This is a genomic window from Sorangium sp. So ce128 (assembly GCF_051525245.1).
Classification (GTDB): Bacteria; Myxococcota_A; Polyangia; order Polyangiales; family Polyangiaceae; genus Sorangium; species Sorangium cellulosum_B.
Genome location: NZ_CP150313.1, coordinates 5,032,150 through 5,054,983, shown reverse-complemented (window position 1 = coordinate 5,054,983; position 22,834 = coordinate 5,032,150). Strand labels below are relative to the sequence as shown.

The following is a 22,834-nucleotide window of genomic DNA, read 5'->3' as shown; positions in this document are numbered from 1 at the left end:
GCACTCCTCCAGAACGACGTCTTCATTCGGTACCCGCCGGCCCTGCCTGGTAACCCCCAGGGTGTTTGACGTGGTAAAAAGTCGGATCCTTCCAGGCGGCGATCGGGTCTTTCGGTCCGCCGAAAGGCGCGATCTGGCGTGGCTCCTCGGGGAGGATCTTCAGGTACTCGATGATCGCCCAGCGTTCCTCGTCCGAGAGCCGCCTTCCGATGACTCCGTCGCCGATGGGGCCGTCCTCGAACGAGTGGCCGGCGTTCGAGTTGCCGACCAGCGTCGTGTCGAAGAGAAACTTGCCGGAGGCTCCCGACGTGTCCACGCCCACCTTGACGGGATCGAACTCGCGCCCGAGGTAGAAGCGCCTCGAGCGGTCCTTCGCGGGGATGAGGAGCTCGTAGAGGTTGGGGACCGAGCCGTTGTGCAGGTAGGGAGCGATTGCCCACATCCCTTCGCTGGGCGCCGCCTTGTACAGGCCGTTCGGCGGCATCGGCTCGGTCTCGTTCCGGTAGCCGGTCACGTTCTCGGTCTGCTCAGCGCTCAGGCCGAGCTTCGCGAGGGCTTTTTCGGTCACGCCCGAGACCGCGGTCACGAGGACGACGAGCGCGGGCGCGATGCTCTGCCCTTTGTGGGGAGGGGGAAGAAACGGAGCGAGGGCGCCCGAGAAAACGGTCGGGTTCAGGCCGTAGGTGAGATTCTGCACCTGGGTCGGGTCGGTGCCGATGGTCTTCGCCGGAATCAATGCGTTCTCGATGAAGCGCATGCCCTTCCGCTTCGGCTCGCCCCACCGATGGGGCCACTGCGAATGGCACTGGGCGCATTCCTGCCGGAAGAGCGCCTTTCCGGCCGCCGCTTTCACGCGGTCTATCTTTCCCAGGACCTCTTCGGGCCAGCGTGGCGGCGCGAGACGCCGCAGGAGACCCTCCATCGCGATCTGGCCGTTCATGTCGGCGGTCGTGTCGAACAGGCCTTCCTCGGGAGTCTTCGCCGTCAGGTTGGCTTTCACCCACAGCCCCATCGACTCGCCGATGTTGCGGGACAGGGGAAATTGCTGGGTGCCACGCCAGCCGATCCACGCCGACTGCGGCGCATTCCAGAGAAAGGGCCACTTCACCGGAGCGTTCAACGCCATCCAGTTCTCGGGATACCCTAGAGAGTTCGCCACCACCTGATTGTGGACGAGATTGAGCGCGTCCATCCGGCCCGGCCCGACCCGGGTCGAGGTGCGGAGGTACCGGCTGCGGATAGCGTGGACCTCGGCGGCGTTGGCCGCCAGGCGCTCGCGCAGGTTGCTCGCGGGGATGCGCCGCTGGAGACGGGCGAACTTCCCCGGGTCCTTGTTCGCCGCTTGTAAGGCGTCGTCGAGCCCTTCGAGAAAGGCGAAGAGATCGAGCGTGTGGTTGAAGCCGCCGTCGATCCGGATGCTCGTTCCGCGGTACTCGAGCTGGCCGTTGTGGCAGGCCGCGCAGGAGATCCCCGCCCAGTCGCCTTTCCACCGGCCTTCCTTGACCACCGTTCTCGTCCATCCGATCGGAAGTCCGTCCGGGTTGCGCCGACGATCGGGCGGCTGAGGAACGAGGCCGTACCTCACCATGTTCTGGTCGGCACGGAATGATCGCTCGCTTCCGGCTTCCTCGAGGTGCAGGAAGATGTCGTACGACATCAGCGCCGAGCCCTGCGAAGTCCGGTAGTAGATCTGCCGCTCGTCCTCGGTCCAGCCCTGATCGAGCAGCACGACGTTGGCAGCGGCGAGTGTCGGTGTCGCCAGGACGACGAAAGCCGACGTGGCGAGGTGCCTCAGTCCCATCATTTCATCTCCCGTTCAGGCGCAGCAGACGATGCAATCGGCGGACCGGCCGCGCGCGGGCACGGGCATGCAGCGCGGTGGCATCTCTCTAAACGCAGCAACAACCGCTACGCTCGCGGGGCTCCCTGCGTGCCGTAGCCTGGAAATGAATGAGGGTCCTCCGGCACATCTGTGGGTCCGGAAGCGGACCCGAGGGCCGTGGACTTGTGGCGTCAGGCCCCTGGATCGCGTGGAGAAGGGGGCATTCGCAGGCCTGGCCCCACAGGGTCCACAGCCCCGACGACGACGTTGAAGGCGGCGACAATTTATCATTGATCTACAAGGGGAGCGAGGAGTCGTCCGTGAAGAAGTCTTTTTATTACCACCTTCACCAATTCACGCCGGGAGCGTAGGAAGCGGTGAGCCCTCTGCTCGGGTCAAGCGCGGATAAAATAGACTATCTAACCCGTCGAGCTGCCATGCTCGGTGCGGGGTGCAGAGAGCGCTTGCCCAAGGAACACGTCTGCGGCCACGGCCGCTGCGAGCGCTGGTGATGCAGGCACTTCAACAGCAGCGTGCTTACGCCGCCGCCGCGATCAGGACACCTTGAGCTCGATCCGCTGCCAGTCGGCCGCGACCTCGATCTCGACGCCCCCGTCGATCGCGCGGTGCGACCTGGCCCCGACCACGGAGCGCGGCGCCGGCACGCCGTGGACGCGGATCGTCTCCACCTCGCGCGCGAGCGGCAGATCGCCCGTCGCGCTGCGCTCGAGCGAGAACATGGCGCCGTCGAGGCCGCCCTCGATCCGGGTGGCGCGCGACGCGCCGTGGCCGTCGCCCTCGTCCTCGACCAGGCGGCCGCTCACGCGCTCCGCCGCGTGGACGTGCCACGTGATCTCCTCCCAGCTCGCGCTCGTCGTGTGCATCCGAGGCGCGGTGAGCGCCACCGCGCCTCCGGCGCGCAGCCACACGGGGACCACCCCGAGCGGCGCATCGGCGATCACGTGCCGCCCGCCCTGATCCACGCTCCCCGCGCGCTCCAGGTTCGCGAAGTCCATCCATGCGCCGGCGGGCAGGTACACCAGCCGCTTCGACTGCCCTGGCCGCACCACAGGCGCCACGAGCAGATCGCCGCCGAACAGGAGCTGATCGAAGGCGTGGAGCGCCTCGGGGTCGTCCGGCGCCGCGAACGACAGCGGCCGCAGGACGGGTATCCCCGTCTCCGCCGCCTCGTGCATGAGCGTGTACAGGGTCGGCAGGAGCCGGTAGCGCCGCTCGAGCGCCGCGCGCGCGAGGCCGAGGTACGGCTCGCCGAAGCGCCAGGGCTCCTGCGCCGGCCTGCCCCTCGTCGCGTGGTTGCGCATCAGCGGATAGAACAGCCCCGCCTGCATCCAGCGCACGAGCAGCTCGCCGTTCGCGCGCCCGGTGAAGCCCGGGATGTCCGCGCCCACGAACGGCACGCCCGAGAGGCCGAGGCCGATCAGCATCGGGATGGACGCCTCCAGGTGCGTGAAATTGCTGGCGAAGTCGCCCGTCCACACCGCGGCGTAGCGCTGGATGCCGGCGAAGGCGGCGCGCGTCAGCACGAAGGGGCGACGCTCCGGCGCGTGGCGCGCGAGGCCCTCGTGGGCGGCCCGCGACATGCCGAGTCCATAGACGTTGTGGACCTCGAGGTGGCGACGGGCGCCGTGGCGCGCGTCGTCGGGGAGCGTGCTGCCCTCGATGGCGCCGAGGCCCGCGGCGCGCCCGCCGCTCGGCGCCGGCAGGCCCCTGTCGGGGCGGACGGAGAAGCACGCGGGCTCGTTCATGTCGTTCCAGATGCCGGCGATGCCCGCGTCGACGAAGGGCTTTTGCAGATCACCCCACCAGCGCTGCACCTCCTCGCGCGTGAGATCCGGGAAGACCGCCGGGTCGGGCCAGACCTCTCCCACGAGGGGGCCGCCGCGAGGCAGCCGGACGAGGTAGTCTCGCTCTCTCGCCTCCTCGTAGACGGCGTATCCCTCGTCGGCCTTGATCCCCGGGTCGACGATCGTCACCAGCTTGACGCCCTCGGCCGCGAGCTCGCGCGCGAGCCGCGCCGGGTCGGGGAAGCGCGAGCGGTCCCATGTCCAGACCCGATAAGCATCCATGTAATCGATATCGAGGTGGACAACGTCGAGGGGGAGGCCGCGCGATCGGTAGCCGCGGACGACGCCGCGCACGTCGTCCTCGGTCTCGTAGCCCCAGCGCGACTGGTGCGCCCCGAGGCTCCAGAGGGGCGGCATGGCCGGGCGCCCGGTGAGCGCGGCGTAGCGCCGGAGGACGTCGGCCGGGTGCGGGCCGGCCAGGAGGTAGACGTCGAGCTCGGGGCCCCGCGACTCCCATTCGATCCGGGTCGGGTCGTTGAGGGCGATATCGACCTCCGAGCGCCACGGCTCGTCGAGGAAGAGGCCCCAGGCCACCCCGCCGCGGAGGGCGATGAAGAAAGGAATCGAGGCGTAGAGCGGGTCGGACTCCACGTGCGGCGGGAAAGCGTCGGTGTTCCAGAAGGTGAATCGCAGGCCGCGCTTGTCGAGCGGGCCGACCTTCTCGCCGAACCCGAGGTAGGCCTCGCCCGGCGGCGCCGCGAGCGAGAGCCTGGAGCGGAGCTCGTCCACGGGGAACGCCGGCCGGACCTGCCCCGAGACGGCCTCGCTGCGCGCGAGGGCGCGGCCCGCGGCGTCGCTGAAGATCCATGTGCCCGAGGCGAGCGAGACCTCGAGAGAGGCGCCCTCGGCGCTCACGTGGAGCGTGTCCCCCTCGCGGCGCGCGGAGAGCGGCAGCGCGCCGTCTGCCACCACGGCGAAGGAGCGTTTGGGCGGCAGCTCGGGGTGCGTGAAGCTGGTCACCGCGGACGAGGGGGCGTGCCGCACGCGCAGCACGCCGGGGCCTGGACAGCGGATCTCGACCGCGGCGCGGGCGCCCCAGAGGAGCACGTGCGTCGCGCCGATCGAGGCGTCGGTGAGGAGGCTGCGCGCGCCCGTCATGGCCCCCCGAGCCGCCCCGGCGGCGGCAGCTCCAGCACGGGCGGCGGCTCTCCGGCCGGCCGCTTCTGCCAGTCCGGGTCGATCCAGAGCCATTTGATGAGCTGCGTGTTCCGCGCGTTGGGGATGAACCCCCTCACCCACGGCTTCACCAGGGTCGGCTTCTCCTCGAAGTAGAGCGGTATCCTGCACATCCCGTCGAGCGCCCGCCGCTCGGCCGCCCGGAAGCGCCGGATGCTGTCCCTGGGATCGGCCGTCGCGGCCGCCTCGCCGACCGCCTTGTCGAACTCCGCGTCTGCCCAGCCGGTCCGGTTCTGGGGGCTCTGCGACAGGAACGTCCCGAGCCACGTCTGCGGATGGTTGTAGTCGGCCAGCCAGCCGAGCCGGATCACCTGGAAGTTGCCGTCGCGGAGGTCCTTGAGCATCACCCGCCACTCCTCGCTCCGCAGCGTCGCGGAGACCCCGAGGTGGCGCTTCCACATGTCCTGGATGGCCACGGCGACCTGCGCGTGCCCCTCCCCCGTGTTGTAGAGGATCTCGAGCGGCGGAAACCCCTTCGCCCGCAGCTCGTCTCCCGCGCGGACGACCTCGTAACCGGCCTCGGCGAGCAGCGCGCGGGCGCGCGCCGGGTCGTGGCCGACCTCGGGGCTCGAGAACGGATCCACGCCGCGCGCCCTGTCCTCCGCCGCCTGCTCGGCATAGCCGGATCCGGTGATGTCGGGCACGTAGTGGGTCGCCGGCTTCCCGAGCCGCGTGATCTTCTCGACGAGCTCCCGCTTGTCGATCGCGAGGTTCAGCGCCCACCGGACGCGCGGATCGTCGACCGGCGGCTTCCTCGTGTTGAGCTCGTAATACACCGTGGAGAGGAACTCGCTGCGCCGGAGATCCTTCTTCCCGGACAGCCAGCTGCGGTGGTCGTACGGGAGCTCGCAGTTGTCTCCCAGGTAATCGATGTCCCCCGCCTTGTAGAGCTGCAGGGTGGCGTTGTACTGGGCGATCTCCACCCAGACGATCCGGTGGATCCTGAGCGCGTCGTGGCCCCAGTACGCCGGGTTCCGGTTCATCGTGATCTCGTACCGGAACTTCCACTCGTCGAGCCGATACGGCCCGTTGACCACCATGTTCTCGGGGCGAAACCAGAGCTCCGGCTCGCCGCGCGCCTCGAACGGCTCGACGACGTCGCGGCGCACCGGGAACAGGGTGACGAAGCTCGTGAGATCGGTGAAGTAAGGCGTCGGCTGCTCGAGCTCGACGTCGAGGGTCAGGTCGTCGCGGGCCCGCACGCCCACGGCGGCGTCGTCCTCCGCGAGCGAAGACGTGGCGACGAACCCGGTCGCCCCTCCGGAGCCGGAAGGCGGCGCGGCGCGAGCGCCTGGGGCCGCGGCGGGGTCGTACGTCGGGAGGCTCGCGTGAGGCGCGACCAGCGCGTACGCGGCGCCCTCCACGGGCGCGAGCAGGCAGCCCGGGAGGAAGCCGCGGCCCGCTGGCCCCTCGATCTCGAACCAGCGATCGGCCGCGCCATTGCAGGCGACCGGCGGCCCGGCCGCGAGGAGCGCGACCTCGGCGCCCCGCCACCCGCCGCCCGGGGTGGCGTCGCGCGGCGCGGGCGGCGGGGTCGCGCCGGCCGCGTCGAACGAGAGCCGCTCGCCGGCGCCGGTCGCCTCGTCGGGCTCGGCGTGCGTCACCGAGGTCACCCCGGTGGGCGGCGTCGGCAGGGGCGCCACCGCCGACGTCACCCGGGCGGGCGACTGGCCGAGCACGACGACGAACGCCCCCTTGGGCAGCTCGAGCGCGGGCGGCGCGTCGGGACGAGGCGCGCGGCGCAGCGTCGCGCCCTCGCGCAGCGCCTTGAGCTTGCCCAGGTTGAAGAGCTCGCCGTTCTTGAGGACGTGCAGGTTCGTCGCGGCGAGCGAGGCCGTCGACGGGCGCAGCACGCGCTTCCACGCGTACTCGAAGTCGTGCGCCGTCACCGGCTTGCCGTCCGACCAGCGCGCCTCCGGCCGCAGGTGGAACCGGAAGAACCGGTTGTCGTCGCTCCGCTCCCAGCGCGCCGCGACCCCCTGCGCCGCGTGGAGATCGCCGGGCGCGTAGCTGGTCAGCCCCTCGAACATCTGGTGGAGCAGCGTGATGCTCACGGAGTCCACGGCCTTGCCGGGATCGAGGTACTCCGGCTCGTCGCCGTTGTTGACGTAGAAGGTCGTGACGTCCTTGCCGACGCGCGACGTCGTCCCGACGTACCCCTCGGTCTCGCTCGCGCAGGCCGCGAGCGGGCACGAGAGGGCCGCGAGCAGGAGCGCTCTATCGCGCCTCAGATCCGCGGCCCTAATCGGCGAACCCCTTCGGGTTCTGCTCTTGCCAGCGCCAGCTGTCGCGGCACATGGTCTCGAGATCGCGCTCCGCGCGCCAGCCGAGGAGCTCGACCGCGCGCGCGGGATCCGCGTACACCGAGGCGACGTCCCCGGGGCGGCGCGCCACGATCTCGTGGGCGACGCGCCTCCCGCTGACCTTCTCGAACGCGGCCACCATCTCCAGCACCGAGTGTCCCCGCCCGGTGCCGAGGTTGACGGTGAAGCTGTCGCCGACGGTGAAGATGCGGTTCAGCGCGGCGAGGTGCCCGCGCGCGAGGTCGACCACGTGAATGTAGTCGCGCACGCCGGTGCCGTCCGGCGTCGGCCAGTCGCCCCCGAACACCCGGAGCTTGTCGCGCCGCCCCACAAGGACCTGCGTGATGAACGGCGTCAGGTTGTTCGGGATCCCGTTCGGATCCTCCCCGATGAGCCCGCTCTCGTGGGCGCCCACGGGGTTGAAGTAGCGCAGCGACCCGAGCGACCAGCCCCCGGTGGCCGCCACGTCGCGCAGGATCTGCTCCACCATGAACTTGGACTGCCCGTAGGGGTTGGTCGGCCCGAGCCGGCTCCCCTCGTCGAGCGGCACGCGCTCGGGATCGCCGTACACGGTGGCGGACGAGCTGAACACCAGCTTCCGCGCGCCCCGCGCGTCGAGCGCCTTGAGCAGGCACACGGTCCCCGCGACGTTGTTCTCGTAGTACGCGAGCGGCTTCTCGACCGACTCGCCGACGGCCTTCAGCCCCGCGAAGTGGATGGTCGCGTCGATCGGTTGCTCGGCGAGCAGCCGATCCAGGAGCGCCGCGTCGCGGATGTCGCCCTGGATGAACGTCACCTGCTTCCCGGCGATCCGCTCCACCCGCTCCACCGCCGCCTTGCGGCTGTTGCAGAGGTTGTCGAGGATCACCACCCGGTAGCCCGCGTGGAGGAGCTCCACGCAGGTGTGCGAGCCGATGTAGCCCGCGCCTCCGGTGACCAGGATCGTCTTGCTCATGTCGTTCTCCCGAGAGGGTCTATGCCGCGCTCTCGTCGATGAGGCCACGGCACAGGCCGGCGCGTCAACGGGGACCTAGCCGGCCCAGCGGCGCCGTCAGGGCACGCCTAGCCGCCCCGGAGCCGGGAACTCGAGCTCCGGAAACGCGGTCTCGTTCGACGGGTTGTCGCGCCAGCTCGGGTCGTTCCACAGCCACTTCACGAGCTGCACGCCGCGCGAGTTGCCCTTGAACCCCTTGACCCACGGCTTCACCAGCGTCGACTTCGTGTAGAAGTAGAGCGGCAGCTTGGGCATGCGGTCGAGGGCCCGCTTCTCCGCCTTGCGGAACGCCCGGATGCTCTCCTTCGGATCCGCCGTCGCCGCGGCGGCGCGCATCAGATCGTCGAACTCCTGGTCGGCCCATCCCGTCCGGTTCTGCGGGCTGTACGAGAGCAGGGTGCCGAGCCACGTCGCCGGGTGGTTGTACTCGCCGATCCAGCCGAACCGCACGACCTGGTAGTGACCGTCGCGCACGTTCTTGAGCATCACCTTCCACTCCTCGTTCCGCAGCGTGACCGAGACGCCGAGGTGGCGCTTCCACATGTCCTGGACCGCGACCGCGATCTGCTTGTGGCCCTCGCTCGTGTTGTAGAGGAGCTCGAGCGCCGGGAAGTTCTTCGCCCGGTACCCGTCGCCCTCCTGGACGACCTCGTACCCTGCCTCGGCGAGCATCGCGCGGGCGCGCTCCGGGTTGAACGCGACCTCCGGCGACGCGAACGGATCGACCCCGAGCTTCCTGTCCTCGGCGACCGCCTCGTCGTAGCCCGATCCGGTGTAGTCCGGGACGTAGTGCGTGGCCGGCGTCTGCCCCGCCCGCGTGACCTTCTCGACGATCTGCCGCTTGTCGACCGCGAGGTTGAGCGCCCAGCGGACGCGGGCGTCGTCGACCGGCGGCTTCTTCGTGTTGAACTCGAACCAGTAGATGGAGAGGTACGGGTACCGCTGGAAATCCCGCTTGGTCGACAGCCAGTCCATGTGCTCGGCGGGGAGCGAGGTGTTGTCGCCCAGGTAGTCGAGATCCCCCGCCTTGTAGATGTTCATCGTGGCATTGTAGAGCTCGACCTCCAGCCACACGACGCGGTGGATCTTCAGCTTGTCGTGGTTCCAGTACATCGGATTCCGCTTCATCGTGATCTCGTAACGGAACTTCCACTCATCGAGCGTGTAAGGGCCGTTGACCACGATGTTCTCGGGGCGGAACCAGAGCTCGGGCTCGCCGCGCTTCTCGAACGCCTCGATCACGTCCTTGCGCACGGGGAAGAGCGTCACGTAGCTCGTGAGATCGGTGAAGTAGGGCGTGGGCTGTTCCAGCTGCACGTCGAGCGTATGGTCGTCCCTTGCCCGGACGCCGACAGCGCCGTCGTCCTCCACGAGGAGCGCGTCGGGCACGAAGCCCACGGGGGGCTCGCCCTGCGCGGCGCTGCCGGAGGGCGGCGCCGCGGCGTCGTACGTGGGGAGGCTCGTGTGCGGCGTGACGACGGCGTACGCCTCCGACCGGGGCGCGGCGCCCGCGCTCTCCTTGCCCGGGTTGCCGGCGTTGCCCGCGGGGGGGACGAGCGCGCAGCCCGGGAGGAAGCCGCGCGCGCCGCCCCGCTCGATCTCGAACCACCGGTCGGCGGCGCCGTTGCATTTGCACGGCGGGCCCACGCGGACGATGTCGACGACGGCGCCCTGCCAGCCGCCGCCGGGCGCCGAGCCGAGCGGCGCCGCGCCGCCAGCGGCCGCGTCGCCCCCTGTCGCGCCGCCTCCTGCCGCGCCGAACGAGAGCCGATCGCTTGCGTCGCCCTTCCCGTCGCCCTTCGCGAACGTCACGGCGGCGGATCCCTCCGGCAGCGCCGCGAGGGGCGCGATCGCCGTGTCCACCTGGATCGGCGAGCGCGCCAGCACCACGACGAACGCCCCCTTCGGCAGATCGAGCGCGGATGGCGCGTCGGGCCGGGGGGCCGCGCGGAGCGGCGCGGCCTCGCGCAGCGCCTTGAGCTTGCCGAGGCTGAACAGCTCGCCGTTCTTGAGGACGTAGAGGTTCGTCGCGGCGAGCGAGGCCGTGGAGGGGCGCAGCACCCGCTTCCACGCGTACTCGAAGTCGTGCGCCGTGACCGGCTTGCCGTCGGACCAGCGCGCCTCCGGCCGCAGGTGGAACCGGAAGAGCCGGTTGTCGTCGCTCTGCTCCCAGTGGGTCGCGACCCCCTGCACCGGGCGGAGGTCGCCGGCGCCGTAGGTCGTCAGCCCCTCGAACATCTGCTGCACCAGCGTGGAGCTCGCCGAGTCGTTGGACTTTCCTGGATCCAGGTACTCGGGCTCGCTGCCGTTGTTGATGTAGATCGTCTCTGTGTCCTTGCCGACGCGCGCGGTCGTCCCGGCATACCCGCCTTCGCCCTCGCTGCACGCCGAGAGCGCGAGGATCGCGAGCCCGAGCGCCGCGGAGGCGCCGCGCGCCCCGCAACCGGCGCTCCCGCCGCCCCCCGCGCCGCCGGCACCTCGTCGCTCCGAAGCCCGTCGCATACCGCGCGCGTAGCACGGCGCTCCGGAGGCAGGAAGACAGGGGTGGTTTCGTGTAAGGTCGCGCGCGCGCCATGCTGCACGATCGCGTGTCCTCCTCGCCGCGCGCTCTCCCGCTCTGCTCCGCGCTGCTCCTCGCGCTGCTCGCCGCAGGCTGCGGCGGCGCGGCCTCCCCGGGCGCCACGCCCCCACAGGCCGCCCAGTGCGATCCTGCGCACCTCGACGCGTGCGAGCGCGCCCTCGCCGCGGCGCTCGCGGAGGGCCGGCCGCCGCGCGAGCTCGCCCTCGGCTACATCTCGGCCCGCGCCGCCCGGGACGCCGACGACCCGTGGGCGCTCTTGCTCCGCGACCTCGACCGGCGCGGCGGGCGCGGGCCGCGGGCCGCGGTCATCGTCGAGGCGGGCGCGGAGGCCAAGGCCGCGGCGCGAGCGCCTGCGGCCGCGGCGGAGGCGAGATGGATCCGCGCCGCGCCGCTGCCGCCCCCTGGGGCCCTCGCCGCCGACGCGCTGCTCCTCGCGATCGGCGAGGCCCTCGGGTACGAGCACCTCGTCCACGCGCGCGCCCGCCATGGTTCCGTCCAGCTCTTTCCGGCCGATCCGCTCGCGCCGTTCATGGCCGGCCTCGCGCCGATCACGCGCGGCGACGCGTCGCTCTCGCGGGTCGCGGACGACATCGCGCTCGCCGCGCTCGTCCGCCGCGCCTTCGGCGCCGCCGGCCGCTTCCGCTACGTCGAGGCCGCGGCCGCGGCCGACGCCCTCGCGGCCGCGGTGAAGGGGCGCGACCCGAACGACGAGCCGGTCCTGCGCGGCCGCTACGCGCTGCAGCTGCTCGCGACCGCCGGGGTCGCGCTCGAGGAGGCCGAGGACGACGCTCCCTTCGCGCCCTCGGCCCCCCGGCCAGGCCCGCCGCCCGCGCCGGGCGACACGCCTTACGGCGACCTCCTCCGCGTGCGCACGGCCCGGGACGGCCGCGCCGCGTGGCGCGCCCGCGGCGCGGCCGTGCTGCGGGCCGTCCCCGCGGACCGGCGCGCCGCGCTCGACGACCTGCTCGGCAAGGCCCCCGGCTGCGGCCGGGACGTCGCGCCCCCCATGGAAGGCCCGCGCGACCTCGTGTTCGCCGCGGCGCTCGCCGGCGCCCTCGCCCCGGGCGACCCTTCTGCCGCGCCCGCGAGCACCGCGGCGGCGCCGGGACGGCGCCTCCCGCTCGACGCGTGGCTGCCGCGCTACGAGGCGCTCGTCCGCGCCGTCGAGCAAACGAGCACCGCGTGGGCCCACGCGCCCGCCCTGCTCCACGAGCGCAGCCCCACGCCCGCCGCGAGCCAGGCAGGCAGCGCGGGCAGCGCCGTCCACCGCCGCGCCACCGAGCTCGGCCTCGCGCACCTCGCCGCGCTGCGCGCCCTCGCGGAGGCCGAGCCGCGCCGCTACCGCGCGCTCGCGCTGATCCCCCTCGCCTACAGCCCCGGGGTGCTCGCCGACGAGCCCCTCCGCGACGCCATCGTCGACCTCACGCAGATCGCCGTGCAGCGCCGCATGGCCGAGGCGCACGACCCGGAGGCCGTCCTCGGCGCGGCGCTCGCCGGCGTCTTCGCGGGCATGGCGTACCCGCCCGAGGTGCAGCCCCCGCACTTCCTCGCCCTGCAGGGCGCGCTCACCGCCAAGCTCCGCGGCGAGCTCACCGAGCAGGCTGGATGGGGCGTCGCCGGCCTCTACGCCGCCGACGCGCTGTACCGGCTCGCCTCCGGTCAGGCGCCGGATCTCGCGTTCTCGTCCGCGCAGATCGAGCGCGCGCTCGCGCCCGCCCCGGCGCTGCCCTACCCCGGCCTCGCGGCGCTCGCCGCGAGCCTCTCCCGCTACGCCGCGCTCGGCGCCGCCGGCGCGCTGGATCCGCAGGCGACCGGCGCAGCCAGGCTCCCCCCGGAGCGCCGGCAGGCGCGCGACGCGCTCCGGCGCGCCGTCGCGGGGCTCGCGGCGCGCGATGCCGAGGCCGGCGCCGGCGCGGCCAACGCCGCGGAGGCGCCCCCGCCCGAGCTCGTCGAGGACGTCACCGCGCTGGCCGACGGCGTCCTCGCCGTGCTGCTCACCGAGCGCTCGCGCAAGCCGCCGCCGGCCGGGGCCGCCTGCGCCGCCGGGCGCGGGCCGAGCCCCGAGGCCCGCCGCGCCCTCGCGCGGCTCGGCGACGTCCGCCGACGGATCCTGCTCGCGCCGCGGTACAGGCAGGGCGACGGCCCGTGGGCGCGCCGGGCGCGGCTCCTCGTGACGCTCCTCTCCGACGCCATCGATCTCCTCTCGGCGCCGCCGCGCGCCGCCGGCGCGCCGGCGCGCGTCGCTCCGCCGCGCTTCACCCTCCCGACCGCGGACGCCGAGGCCGCCGTCGCCGCGGGCCTCTCCGGCTGGGTCGACCATGACCTCGCCGACGCGCTCACCGGCGGCTACGCGCTCGCCCGCGCGCTCCTCGAGTCGTCCACCGCGGAGCGCTTCGCCGAGCGGAGCGGCGCCCCGCTCGGCCGGGTGCTCCGCGGGCTCTCCGCGGCGTTCCGCGACGATCCGGCGCGGAGTGGCGGCGTCGGACGAGGCCCCGCCGGCGGCGCGCTGCTCGACGCGCTCGCGTCGCTCCCCGCCGCGCGCGACGGCGGCGGCGATCTGCGGGGCCTGTTCGTCGGCTACGCCCGCGCGTTCTCGGCCCTCGGGCTGCGCGACCAGGCCGACCTCGCGCTGCTCGCCTCGCTCCTCGGCGCCGCCGTGCTGGGCGGGCCGCCGTCGCCCGACGCCATCGCGCTCGCGAACGACAGCGGCAGCCGGGTCGCCTGGGCGCTCTCGTACCTCGGCGAGATCGCGAAGGCCCGGGCCGGCATTGCCCCGGATCCGTCGGCGTACGCTGCCGCCATGAGCAAGGCGTCGGACGACGCCTGCCAGGCGGCCGACACCGGCGACGTGCTCGCCCTCGTCGGCGCCGTGCGCGACTTCGCCGGCGGCCGGCGCGCCGAGGCGCGCGACGCCCTCGACCGCGTCCTCGCCGCCGCCGACGCCCGCGGCCTGCGCGTGCCGCGCATGACCTACCGCTACGAGGAGAAGACCGCGACCCGCGTCTTCTCGCTCAGCTTCGACGTCTCGTACGGCGCCGGGCTCCTCGAAGGGGCGAACGGCTTCCAGCTCGGCCTCGGGCTCCGCACCCGCGGCGAGCCCGAGGGCTCCCTCGCCGCGGCGCTCGCGCCCGAGGGCTCGCCCCGGAGCGACGAGGACGCGGCGCGCGCCTACGTCAGCGCCGCGGCGCTCGCGGCCGCCTACCACTTCCTCGACGGCGACGCCGAGCGCGGCACCGCCGCGGCGCGCCGGGCGATCGCCGCGCTCTCGTTCGGCCTCCGGCTCGGGCGGCGGGCGCTGCGCCCGGACCAGCCGCTCGCCTGGGGCCGGGACGCCCGCGCGCTCCTCGCGATCGACGCCCAGCTCGCGGCCGAGGCCGGTCACCCCTTCCTCGCCGGCGACCTCTGGACGCTCGTCCGCGGCCTCCTGCCGCCGGACGCGGACGACGCCGCGGTCACGGCGCTCCTCGATCCGCTCCCGGCCGGCCTCGCCGCGGTCCAGGGGCTCGATCCGCTCGTCGCGAGGACCGCGCGCTCGCTCGCCGCGGTCGCCAGGCCGCTCGCGTGCACCGAGGCCAGGGTCGAGCTCGGCGGCTACGAGGAGCCCGCCTGCGACGCCTACCCGCTCGCGCTCTCGCTGCGCATCGCCGACGTCCTCGGCAAGCTGCCGCACCTCCAACGACGGGCGCGCGCGGGCAGCGCGGCCGCGTGCCCTGCCCTGCGCAGTCTCGACGGTTTCCTCACGGCGGCGGAGCGGGGGACGTACGACCCCGACGCGTTCACGGCCGCCGTGGAGGCGCTGCGGCAGAGCGGCCGGCTCTACGACGCCGGCGTGATGCTGGCGCGGCAGCGCCGCGAGGGGCACTGCGGCCCGGTCGTGCTCGCCGCCGCGCGCGCGCTCGGCCGCGCTCCCTCGCTCGGCCCGGCCCTGCGCGCGGATCTGCTCAGCGTCGCGGTGCGCTGCGCGGCCGCGGCGCTCGACGCGAGCGTCGTCGACGACCTGATGGCGCTCGACGGCGAGACGCGCGCCCTCCCCGACCTCGGCCGCAACCTGAAGGTCGTGCTCTTCGCGACGGAGCTCGCCGTGCGCGAGCAGCGCTGGGACGTCCTCTCGCGGCTCTCGAAGCAGCCCGACTTCGTGGGTCGATTCCGGGGCGAGGACGCCGGCGCGGCGGCGACCGCGCGCCTCATCGAGGCCGCCGCGGCCGTGCTCGCCGGCGAGCCTGCGCCGCGCGACGCCCCCGGAGACGGCGCGCGCGACGCGCCGTGCGGCGCGCCTCTCGCCGGCGATCGCGCCGCGCTGTGCGCCGAGATCCAGCGCCTGCGCCCGGGCGCGCTGCCCGAGCCGCAGCGCCGGCAGGCCGCGCGCGAGGCGCTCGCGAGCCTGCTCGCGGCCGCGCGCGGACAGGCTCGCTAGCCTGCCCGCTCGCGCGGCGCCGAGCGCCTACTTCACGCTGGCGGGCTTCGTCTCGGCCGGCTTCGTGTCCGCGGGCTTCGCCGCGGCCGGCTTCGTGTCCGCGGGCTTCGCCGCGGCGGGCGCGGCGGGGGCAGGCGCGGCGGCGGCGGGCTGCGCTGCAGCCGGCGGCGCGGCGGCGGGCGCCGGTGCGGCGGGCGCAGCGGCGGGCTTCGCGTCCGCGGGCTTGGCGGCGGCCTTCGGGTCCACCGGCTTCGCGTCGGAGGCCTTCGCGGCGCCCTTCGGCGCGGTCGCGGGCACGCCGGCCGGCTTGAGGCCCTTGGTGGCGACCGCGGCGCAGGCGAGCTCGACGCCGGTGTCCTTGCCGTCGAGCCGCATGATCTTGATCTCGACGCGGCGGTTCTTCTCCTTCGCCTCCTCGGTCTCGCCCGGATCGGTCGCGCAGTGCGCCCCGTAGCCGGCGGCCCGCACGCGGTTCTTCTCGACCCCGAGCGCGGTGAGCGCCTTCACCACCGCCTCGGCGCGCTTCTTCGTGAGCGTCACGGTGGCGGCGTCGTTGGCGAGCTTCTCGGAATAGGCCGCGACCTCGACGAACTGGATCTCCGGATGGTCCTTGAGGACCTGCGCGATGTTCGCGAGGAGCTCCTGCGACGCGGGCTCGATATCGGGCTTGCCGGCGGCAAAGGCGATCTTCTCGTTGAGCTTCACCTCGTTGCCGAGCAGCGCGACCCGCGGGACGTCCGGACAACCGTCGTCGTCCTTGTAGTTGTTCTTGACCTCGGCCTCGGTCGGGCACTTGTCGGCATCGGCCACGAGGCCGTCTCCGTCCGGGTCGGTCGACTTGCAGCCGTCCTTGGCGTCGGGCGGCAGGCCGTCCTCTTTCTCGGCGACGCACTTGTCAGCGCCATCGTCGAGCACCCCGTCCGCGTCCGCGTCAGGGGGCGGCGCAGGCGGCGCAGGCGGCGGCGGCGCGGGCGGCGGTGCCGGCGCCTTCGCGGTCTGCTGCTGCGGCTCAACCGCGCAGCCGGCGCTCGCCGCGAGCAGGGACACTGCGAATGCCATTCCAAGCCATCTCGTCGTTCGCATCTCCTGGGCTCCTCTCCTTGGCGTCGTTGATGGCGCCGAGCGCCAGCGTGTTTAGACGACTACGCCGGAAACTGCGAGATGGATTCGTACGGCGGCGCGCGCCGCTCCCCCTCGGCAGCGCGTCGGCCCCCCCGCTCCGGAGGCGACGGCGAGCCGTCGAGTTCGGCTCGATCTCGGCGCGTCGTTCGCCCCTTGGCGCGAGCAGCTAGAGTTTCCCCGACGGGAAATCCATCTCGTCGGCCTTCGATTTCGGCGCTGCTTTCCTCGACTTGAGCATCTGTTCCTTGAGCATCTGCTCCGCGGGCACCGACGAGGTGGGCTTCTGTGCGGGCGGCGGCGCCACCTTCGGGCGAGGCTTCGGCGCGGGGCGAGGGTTGCTCTCGTCCTTCTTGTCGAGCTTCTCGTTGACGGGCGCCGGGGCCTTCTCCGTCGGCGCGCGGAGCGCCTCGAGCGCGCGCTCGCGCGCCGCGGCGACCTCCGGCGCGTCGCGGCCCGCCGGGTCGAGCCGATCCGCCTCGTCGAGCTGGTCCAGGCACCGGCGGAAGGCCGCCTCGTCGCAGGCGCGCAGCGCGTCGGCCCGCAGCGACCGCGCGCGCTCCAGCGCGTCGAGCGGCGAGGGCGGCGCGATGGGCGGTGAAGGCCCGTCGGGCGGCGCGCTCGGCTGCGGCTCGGGCAGGGGCGCGATCAACGGCGCGTCGCTCGTCGACCGCAGGAGCCGGGCGACGAGGATCGCGAGGATGGCCAGCGCCGCGACCGCGGCGAGCTCGGCCATCCAGCGCTCCCGCATCCAGCGCCGCATCCGCGACACGCGCTGCCGCACCCGGGCGGCGGGCACCTGCTCCTCGGCGGCGATGCTCTCGAGCTTCTCGCCTTCCCCTTCCCGGGCCATCCACGACAGCGTCTGCCGGGCGTCGCGGCTCGCGGAGGCCTGCTCTTCCGCCCAGCGCGCCAGCTCGCGCGCCTCGACGGGCGGCGGTCCGACCGGCAGGTCGGGCAGCTCCGTCGCGGCCTCCCGCGCCGAGCGCCGGTGGTGGTCGGCCACCTTGTGGCGCGCGATCCCGAGGAGCCAGCGCCGGAGCTCCGTCGGGTCGGCAGGGCGCCCCGGCGACGCGAGCGCGTCGCAGAGGACCGTCTGCACCACGTCGTCGACCTCGCCGCTCGGGACGCGCCGCCGCACGAAATCCTCGAGGGCTCGGCGGAGCCCCGGCTCTGCCAGGGGGTTCGTCGCGGGGCTGCGGTCCTCGGTGGTCATCGGCGTGCTCATCGACCCTGCATCGCGCCGCGGCCGCGGAGTGTGACGCGCCCGATCGAGAATACTGCAGGCCTCGACCGGGCGTCACACTCTCCAGCCCGGCGCCGACGGTCGGGAATGCTCCTCAGGCCCCCTCTCGTCCTCGCCGCGGCGTTGCTCGCCGCTTCCCTCACCCACACGGTCCCCTCCCTGACCGCCGCCCAGGGCGGTGCCCCGCCGGTCACCGAGATCCGGATCGACAAGAGCGAGCACACGCTCGATCTCGTCGCGGGCGGCAAGATCATCCGGTCCTACCGGGTCGCCCTCGGGCCGGGCGGGCCGGGGCCGAAGCGCTACGAGGGCGACAGGCGCACCCCCGTCGGCACGTACCGCGTCGCGGGCCGCATCAACGGCCTGTTCCATCGGTTCCTGATCGTCAGCTACCCGAACGAGGAAGATCGCGCGCGCTTCGCCGAGCTCAAGCGGCGCGGCGAGGTCCCGCCGGGCCGCGGAGTCGGGCACAGCATCGGCATCCACGGCGTAGGTAGCGCGCAGCTCGCGGGCGTGCACAAGGAGAGCGACTGGACGCTCGGCTGCATCGCCCTCGACGACGACGAGATTGACGAGATCGCGCGTCGAACGCCGGACGGCGCCAAGATCGTGATCACCGACTGAACGGGCGGTGCTAGGGTAGCCGGTCAAATCGACGGGCTGTCCGTCGAGGATGAGAGCGCGACGGCGAGGCCGGCGCCGCCCTCGCGCCTGCCCTGGAGATCGTGCATGTCTCGCCGTTACTGGCTGATGAAGAGCGAGCCGCAGAAATATTCGTTCGCGCAGCTCGTGCGCGACGGCCAGACGACGTGGGACGGCGTCCGGAACTTCGAGGCCCGCAACAACATGCGGGCCATGAAGCAGGGGGATCTCGTGCTCTTCTATCACTCGAGCGAGGGCAAGGCGGTCGCGGGCGTCGCGCGCGTCAAGCGCGAAGCGTACCCGGATCCGACGGCCGACGCCGACGAGGACTGGAGCGTGGTGGACATCGAGCCGGTCGCGCCGCTCAAGGTGCAGGTGAGCCTCGACACGATCCGCGGCGACGAGTCGCTGGCCGAGATCTCGCTCTTGAAGCGGTCGCGGCTCAGCGTGGTGCCCGTCTCGAAGGAGCACTTCGATCGGGTGCTGAAGCTGGGCAAGACCAAGATCGCTTGACGCGCGGACCCGGGGAAACGACTAATCCCGTCGTGAACCTCCGCCCCGGAGCCCGACCCCTCGCCGTCTTCTTCCTCGGCAGCTTCCTCGCCAGCGCCGCGTGCGGCGGCCCGCCCGTGCCGTCCCCGATCGACGGGGAGCCGATCTGCCCCGATTTCGAGATCGGCGCGACGCGCGCGCACATGCGCGGGAGCCTTCGCTTCCCGGTCACGCTGACGGTGCGCGAGGGCAAGGAGCCGATCACCCGGACGACGCTCACCGGGCGCCGGTCCAAGGACGATCCGCCGAGCCGGATCCTCCTCTCCGACGAGGACGCCGAGTACGAGATCGAGTGGGCCCAGTGCGAGAACCAGCGCGCGCCCCGGACGCGCGTGGTGGCGCGCGAGTCGAAGGACGCCGCGGAGTACGCGTGCGGCAACGCGACCGTGTACAAGACCGACAAGCTCGTCACCCGGAAGGGCGACGCCGCGTCGCGCGCGGTCCACTTCGCGGCGCCCCCGAAGCCGGAGTGCTGGGAGAGCGAGCTCCCGCCAGCGCCCCCGCCGCCCGCGCCCCCCGCGGCACCCGACCAGCCGCCGCCGGACGCGGGCGCCGAGGCCGACGCGGGCGCCGCGCCGGTGGACGCGGGCGCGCCCCGAGACGCGGGCGCCGCGCCGGTGGACGCGGGCGCGCCCCGAGACGCGGGCTCAGGCGGCGCTGCGAAGCCTCGCCGCGCGGGGGCCGCGGACGCCGGCACGACCCCGCCGGGCCCCTAGTCCGCCCGCCAGAGGTCCGGCCCGGGATCCGGAGAGAGTTTTCAACGCAAAGACGCAAAGACGCAAAAAAGAACAGATTTTTGTATTTTCGCGTCTTTGCGCTCTTCGCGTCTTTGCGTCGAATCTCTCTTCGTTTGCGAGACAGATCCCTGGCGGGATTTGTGGCACGCGGAACCAGGGCCTGTTCGTATACCTCATGAGGCGATCGATCGGCGGGCTTGGCCGCCGGCGACACCCTATCTGCCTTGGCCCTTGCGCGACGCGAGCAAGGCTTCACAGGCCCCCTCCGATCGCGCGAGGCCCGCGGGAGAGGCGTCGTAGGGGAGCGGACTCGACACGGGAGGCACGCCGGGCGCCCATCCTTGAGGCCATGACGTCGAGAGCCGGCCACGAGCTCCCTGTAGTGCCGCTTTTTCGCCCCGCGAGGCGGGCGATCTCGTGACCGATCAGGCGGCGCACGAGATCGTCGTTGCGCATCCCGAACACCGCATCATGGTCAGCGGGGCCGTGGGAGCGCCCGCGGGCCCGGCGCGCCTCCGCGGCCACCTGGACCTCGGCGGCGCGCCGTCGCCGCGCCGCACACGACCGCTGTTCTCCGGGGCGCCCGTTCCCTAGAACGTGGTCCACCGGCGCTTTCACCCCGGCGCTTCCACCGTCCTTCCAACGTCCCTTTCCGCCCCGGAACCACACACCGTCTCATGTCCGCTCCGCCCATGCCACCGCCTCCGGCGTCCCGCCCGTTTCCTTCCCCTGATTCCCCTGATTCACACGAAAGCTCCGGTGAAGCTCCCCGCGAGCCCTCTCCCCGCCTCGCGCCGCCCTCGTCGCGCGGCGGCGGGCTCGCGTCGCGCCTCGCCGAGCTCCAGGTGAAGCGGCCGGCGCTGCCGCTGCTCGCGACCGGGATCCTCACCGTCATCGCCCTCTTCCTGGCGACGCGGCTCCATGTGCTGACCGGGTTCGAGTCGCTGCTGCCGGCGTCGCGGCCCAGCGTGCAGGAACTCGACCGGGTCGCGGCCAAGACGGCCGGCGTCTCCACGCTCTTCGTCGTGCTCCAGGGCGGCGAGGGCACGCCCACCGCCGCGCTCCAGCGGGCCGCGGACGCGCTCGTCCCGGAGATCGAGAAGATCGGCCCCCCGTGGGTCGGCAGCGTCGAGGACGGGGTGCACGAGGCCTACCGCTTCCTCTCGCCGCGCGCCGGACTCTACGTCGACCGCGACAGGCTCACCAAGCTCAGGGACGACATCGAGGCGCGCTACGCCTACGAGGTCAACAAGGCGACGGGCGCGCTGCTCGACGACGACGAGCCGCCCCCCGAGGTGAGCGCCAGCTCGATCGAGCAGAGCCTCGGCCTCCAGGGGGTCGACACGGGGCGCTACCCCGACGGCTACTACCAGTCGAAGGACGGAAAGACCGTCGTCGTCGCCATCCGCTCGAAGGTGATGGCCAGCGATTTCGCCGCCGGCTCCGAGGCGATCCGGCGCGTGAGCGAGGTCGTCGAGCGCGTGCGCCCCGCCTCGTTCGAGCCCGGGATCACCCACGGCCTCGCCGGCGATCTTCAGACCGGCATCGCCGAGTACGCGGCGATCAACGAGGATCTGACCGACGTCGGCGTCTCGGGCGCCGTGCTCATCGCCGCTGTCGTGTTCCTCTACTACCTGCGCCTGCGCACGCTCGTCGCCATGCTGATCACGATCGGCATCGGCGTCGCCTGGACGTTCGGCGCCACCCAGCTCGCGCTCGGCCACCTCAACATGGCGACCGGGTTCCTCTTCTCGATCGTCGCCGGCAACGGGATCAACTTCGGGATCATCTACATGGCGCGCTACCTCGAGGCGCGCCGCGGCGGCGCGAGCCTGCTCGAGGGCGTGCGCGTCGCCCACCGCGAGACCTGGCTGCCCACGCTCACGGCCGGCTGCGCGGCCGCGGCCGCCTACGGCTCGCTGCTCGTCACCGAGTTCCGCGGGTTCCACGACTTCGGCCTCATCGGCAGCGCCGGCATGGTGCTCTGCTGGATCGCCACGTTCGTCGCGCTGCCGAGCATCCTCGCGGTGATGGACCGGATCGTCCCCCTCGAGCAGGAGTCGCCGGGCCTGCTCGGCAGGCTGCGGCGGCGCGCTCAGGGCGGCATCGCGTTCGGCGCGCCGTTCGCGCGGCTCGCGTCGCGGAGCCCGGTCACGCTCACGCTCGCGGGCCTCGCCCTGGCCGCGGCCGGCCTCGTCGCCGCGGTGAGCTACGTGCGCGCCGATCCGATGGAGTACAACCTCCAGAACCTCCGCAACGACGAGGGAGCCCGCGCGGCGCAGATCCGCCTGAGCTCGCTCGCGGAGGAGATCACCGGCTACGTCGGCACCGACGGCATGGCGATCCTCGTGGACCGGCCCGAGCAGGTCGAGCCGCTCCGCGCCGCGCTCTACGCGAGGCGCGACGCGGCGCCCGAGGGCGAGAAGCCGTTCAAGGAGATCTACGCGCTCCAGGATCTGGTCCCGCGGGATCAGGCGGAGAAGCTCCCGCTGCTCCAGGAGATCAAGGATCGCGTCCTCAGGGCGCGGAAGCGCGGCCTCGTGGGCGACGAGGACTGGCGCCGCATCCAGGCGGTCATCCCGCCGGACGATCTGGCGCCGTTCGGGATCGACGATCTGCCGGCGGGCGTGGCGCGCGCCTTCACCGAGACCGACGGGACGCGCGGGCGCATCGTGTACATCAGCCCGATCACGCCCGAGAGCGTGCACGACGCGCACTACCTCTTCCGGTGGGCGGACGCGTACCGCGAGACGCGGCTCCCCGACGGCAGCGTCGTGCGCGGCTCGGGGCGCGCGGTCATCTACGCGGACATGTGGGCGGCGGTCATCGACGACGTGCCGCCGGCGGTGCTCTTCTCGCTGGCCGCGACGGTCCTCGTCGTGCTCGTCGCCTTCCGCGGCGGCCGCCCGGCGTTCGCGGTGCTCGGCGCGCTGCTCGTCGGCGTCTCGTGGATGGCGGGGTTGCTCGTGCTGATGGACGTGAAGCTCAACTTCCTGAACTTCATCGCCTTGCCGCTGACGTTCGGCATCGGCGTCGACTACGCCGTGAACATCGTGCAGCGGTACGCGCGGGAGGGCGCCGGCGGCGCGCTGACCGCGGTGCGCGAGACGGGCGGCGCCGTGATCCTCTGCAGCCTCACGACGACGCTGGGCTACCTCGCCCTGGTCCGCTCGCAGAACTACGCCGTGCGGAGCCTGGGCGTCGCCGCGGTCATCGGCGAGCTCGCGTGCCTCTTCGCGGCCGTGCTGGTGTTGCCCGCGGCGCTCGTCTGGCGCGACCGGCGGCGCCCGAAGGGCGAGGAGGCCTTCCTCGCGGTCGGCCGCCCCACGACCTGAGCGCGCCCGGCGCGCAGTGCGCTCGGGCGGCCGCCGTGCCGCGATGTT

Annotated in this window: 12 protein-coding genes; 5 read left to right on the top strand and 7 right to left on the bottom strand. The window is 73.1% G+C overall.

Annotated features, from left to right (window positions below):
- Positions 1 to 22 precede the first annotated feature (22 nt).
- The 5 genes from WME82_RS19240 to WME82_RS19220 all read right to left on the bottom strand — a co-directional run bounded on the left by WME82_RS19240 (position 23) and on the right by WME82_RS19220 (position 10,662).
- A complete protein-coding gene (locus tag WME82_RS19240) occupies positions 23 to 1,804 on the bottom strand; it encodes a di-heme-cytochrome C peroxidase (RefSeq protein WP_438044028.1) in 1,782 nt (593 codons plus the stop codon).
- 572 nt (positions 1,805 to 2,376) lie between these two features.
- The gene (locus WME82_RS19235) at positions 2,377 to 4,785 is read right to left on the bottom strand and encodes a glycoside hydrolase family 31 protein (protein WP_438044027.1); all 2,409 of its coding nucleotides are present in this window, start codon (positions 4,783 to 4,785) and stop codon (positions 2,377 to 2,379) included.
- Positions 4,782 to 6,917 carry a peptide ABC transporter substrate-binding protein gene (locus WME82_RS19230; protein WP_438044026.1) on the bottom strand — a complete coding sequence of 712 codons (2,136 nt, stop codon included), beginning with the start codon at positions 6,915 to 6,917 and terminating at the stop codon, positions 4,782 to 4,784. Before WME82_RS19230 ends, WME82_RS19235 begins: the two co-directional genes overlap by 4 nt.
- A gap of 187 nt (positions 6,918 to 7,104) precedes the next feature.
- Positions 7,105 to 8,121, bottom strand: a complete 1,017-nt coding sequence (gene galE / locus WME82_RS19225) for a UDP-glucose 4-epimerase GalE (RefSeq protein ID WP_438044025.1) — start codon at positions 8,119 to 8,121, stop codon at positions 7,105 to 7,107.
- Positions 8,122 to 8,217: 96 nt separating this feature from the next.
- Entirely contained in the window at positions 8,218 to 10,662 is a 2,445-nt protein-coding gene (locus WME82_RS19220; RefSeq protein WP_438044024.1) for an ABC transporter substrate-binding protein, read from the bottom strand.
- A gap of 71 nt (positions 10,663 to 10,733) precedes the next feature.
- Between WME82_RS19220 and WME82_RS19215 the strand changes: the two genes are divergently transcribed.
- Positions 10,734 to 15,155: a hypothetical protein gene (locus WME82_RS19215; protein ID WP_438044023.1), complete on the top strand. Its 4,422-nt coding sequence runs from the start codon at positions 10,734 to 10,736 to the stop codon at positions 15,153 to 15,155.
- Between the two features lie 27 nt (positions 15,156 to 15,182).
- Here the strand turns inward: WME82_RS19215 and WME82_RS19210 are convergent, their stop codons facing one another.
- Together WME82_RS19210 and WME82_RS19205 are read right to left on the bottom strand one after the other, a co-directional pair.
- Positions 15,183 to 16,214 carry an OmpA family protein gene (locus WME82_RS19210; RefSeq protein WP_437746942.1) on the bottom strand — a complete coding sequence of 344 codons (1,032 nt, stop codon included), beginning with the start codon at positions 16,212 to 16,214 and terminating at the stop codon, positions 15,183 to 15,185.
- Between the two features lie 229 nt (positions 16,215 to 16,443).
- Complete coding sequence (locus WME82_RS19205) at positions 16,444 to 17,490, bottom strand: RNA polymerase sigma factor (RefSeq protein ID WP_438044022.1); 1,047 nt, start codon at positions 17,488 to 17,490, stop codon at positions 16,444 to 16,446.
- 117 nt (positions 17,491 to 17,607) lie between these two features.
- Between WME82_RS19205 and WME82_RS19200 the strand changes: the two genes are divergently transcribed.
- The 4 genes from WME82_RS19200 to WME82_RS19185 all read left to right on the top strand — a co-directional run bounded on the left by WME82_RS19200 (position 17,608) and on the right by WME82_RS19185 (position 22,786).
- Positions 17,608 to 18,144, top strand: coding sequence for a L,D-transpeptidase family protein (locus WME82_RS19200; protein ID WP_438044021.1), 537 nt, complete (start codon positions 17,608 to 17,610; stop codon positions 18,142 to 18,144).
- 105 nt (positions 18,145 to 18,249) lie between these two features.
- Entirely contained in the window at positions 18,250 to 18,675 is a 426-nt protein-coding gene (locus WME82_RS19195; RefSeq protein ID WP_438044020.1) for an EVE domain-containing protein, read from the top strand.
- 32 nt (positions 18,676 to 18,707) lie between these two features.
- Positions 18,708 to 19,430 carry a hypothetical protein gene (locus tag WME82_RS19190; protein ID WP_437746938.1) on the top strand — a complete coding sequence of 241 codons (723 nt, stop codon included), beginning with the start codon at positions 18,708 to 18,710 and terminating at the stop codon, positions 19,428 to 19,430.
- Between the two features lie 866 nt (positions 19,431 to 20,296).
- Positions 20,297 to 22,786 (top strand): efflux RND transporter permease subunit, encoded by a 2,490-nt coding sequence (locus tag WME82_RS19185; RefSeq protein ID WP_438044019.1) that lies wholly within the window; start codon positions 20,297 to 20,299, stop codon positions 22,784 to 22,786.
- Positions 22,787 to 22,834 lie beyond the last annotated feature (48 nt).

Excerpts from the sequence above, each read along its gene's own strand:
- galE (WP_438044025.1), bottom strand. The coding sequence starts at position 8,121 with ATGAGCAAGACGATCCTGGTCACCGGAGGCGCGGGCTACATCGGCTCG.
- WME82_RS19235 (WP_438044027.1), bottom strand. The coding sequence starts at position 4,785 with ATGACGGGCGCGCGCAGCCTCCTCACCGACGCCTCGATCGGCGCGACG.
- WME82_RS19205 (WP_438044022.1), bottom strand. The coding sequence starts at position 17,490 with ATGACCACCGAGGACCGCAGCCCCGCGACGAACCCCCTGGCAGAGCCG.
- WME82_RS19215 (WP_438044023.1), top strand. The coding sequence starts at position 10,734 with ATGCTGCACGATCGCGTGTCCTCCTCGCCGCGCGCTCTCCCGCTCTGC.
- WME82_RS19200 (WP_438044021.1), top strand. The coding sequence starts at position 17,608 with ATGCTCCTCAGGCCCCCTCTCGTCCTCGCCGCGGCGTTGCTCGCCGCT.
- WME82_RS19195 (WP_438044020.1), top strand. The coding sequence starts at position 18,250 with ATGTCTCGCCGTTACTGGCTGATGAAGAGCGAGCCGCAGAAATATTCG.
- WME82_RS19240 (WP_438044028.1), bottom strand. The coding sequence starts at position 1,804 with ATGATGGGACTGAGGCACCTCGCCACGTCGGCTTTCGTCGTCCTGGCG.
- WME82_RS19220 (WP_438044024.1), bottom strand. The coding sequence starts at position 10,662 with ATGCGACGGGCTTCGGAGCGACGAGGTGCCGGCGGCGCGGGGGGCGGC.
- WME82_RS19210 (WP_437746942.1), bottom strand. The coding sequence starts at position 16,214 with ATGGCATTCGCAGTGTCCCTGCTCGCGGCGAGCGCCGGCTGCGCGGTT.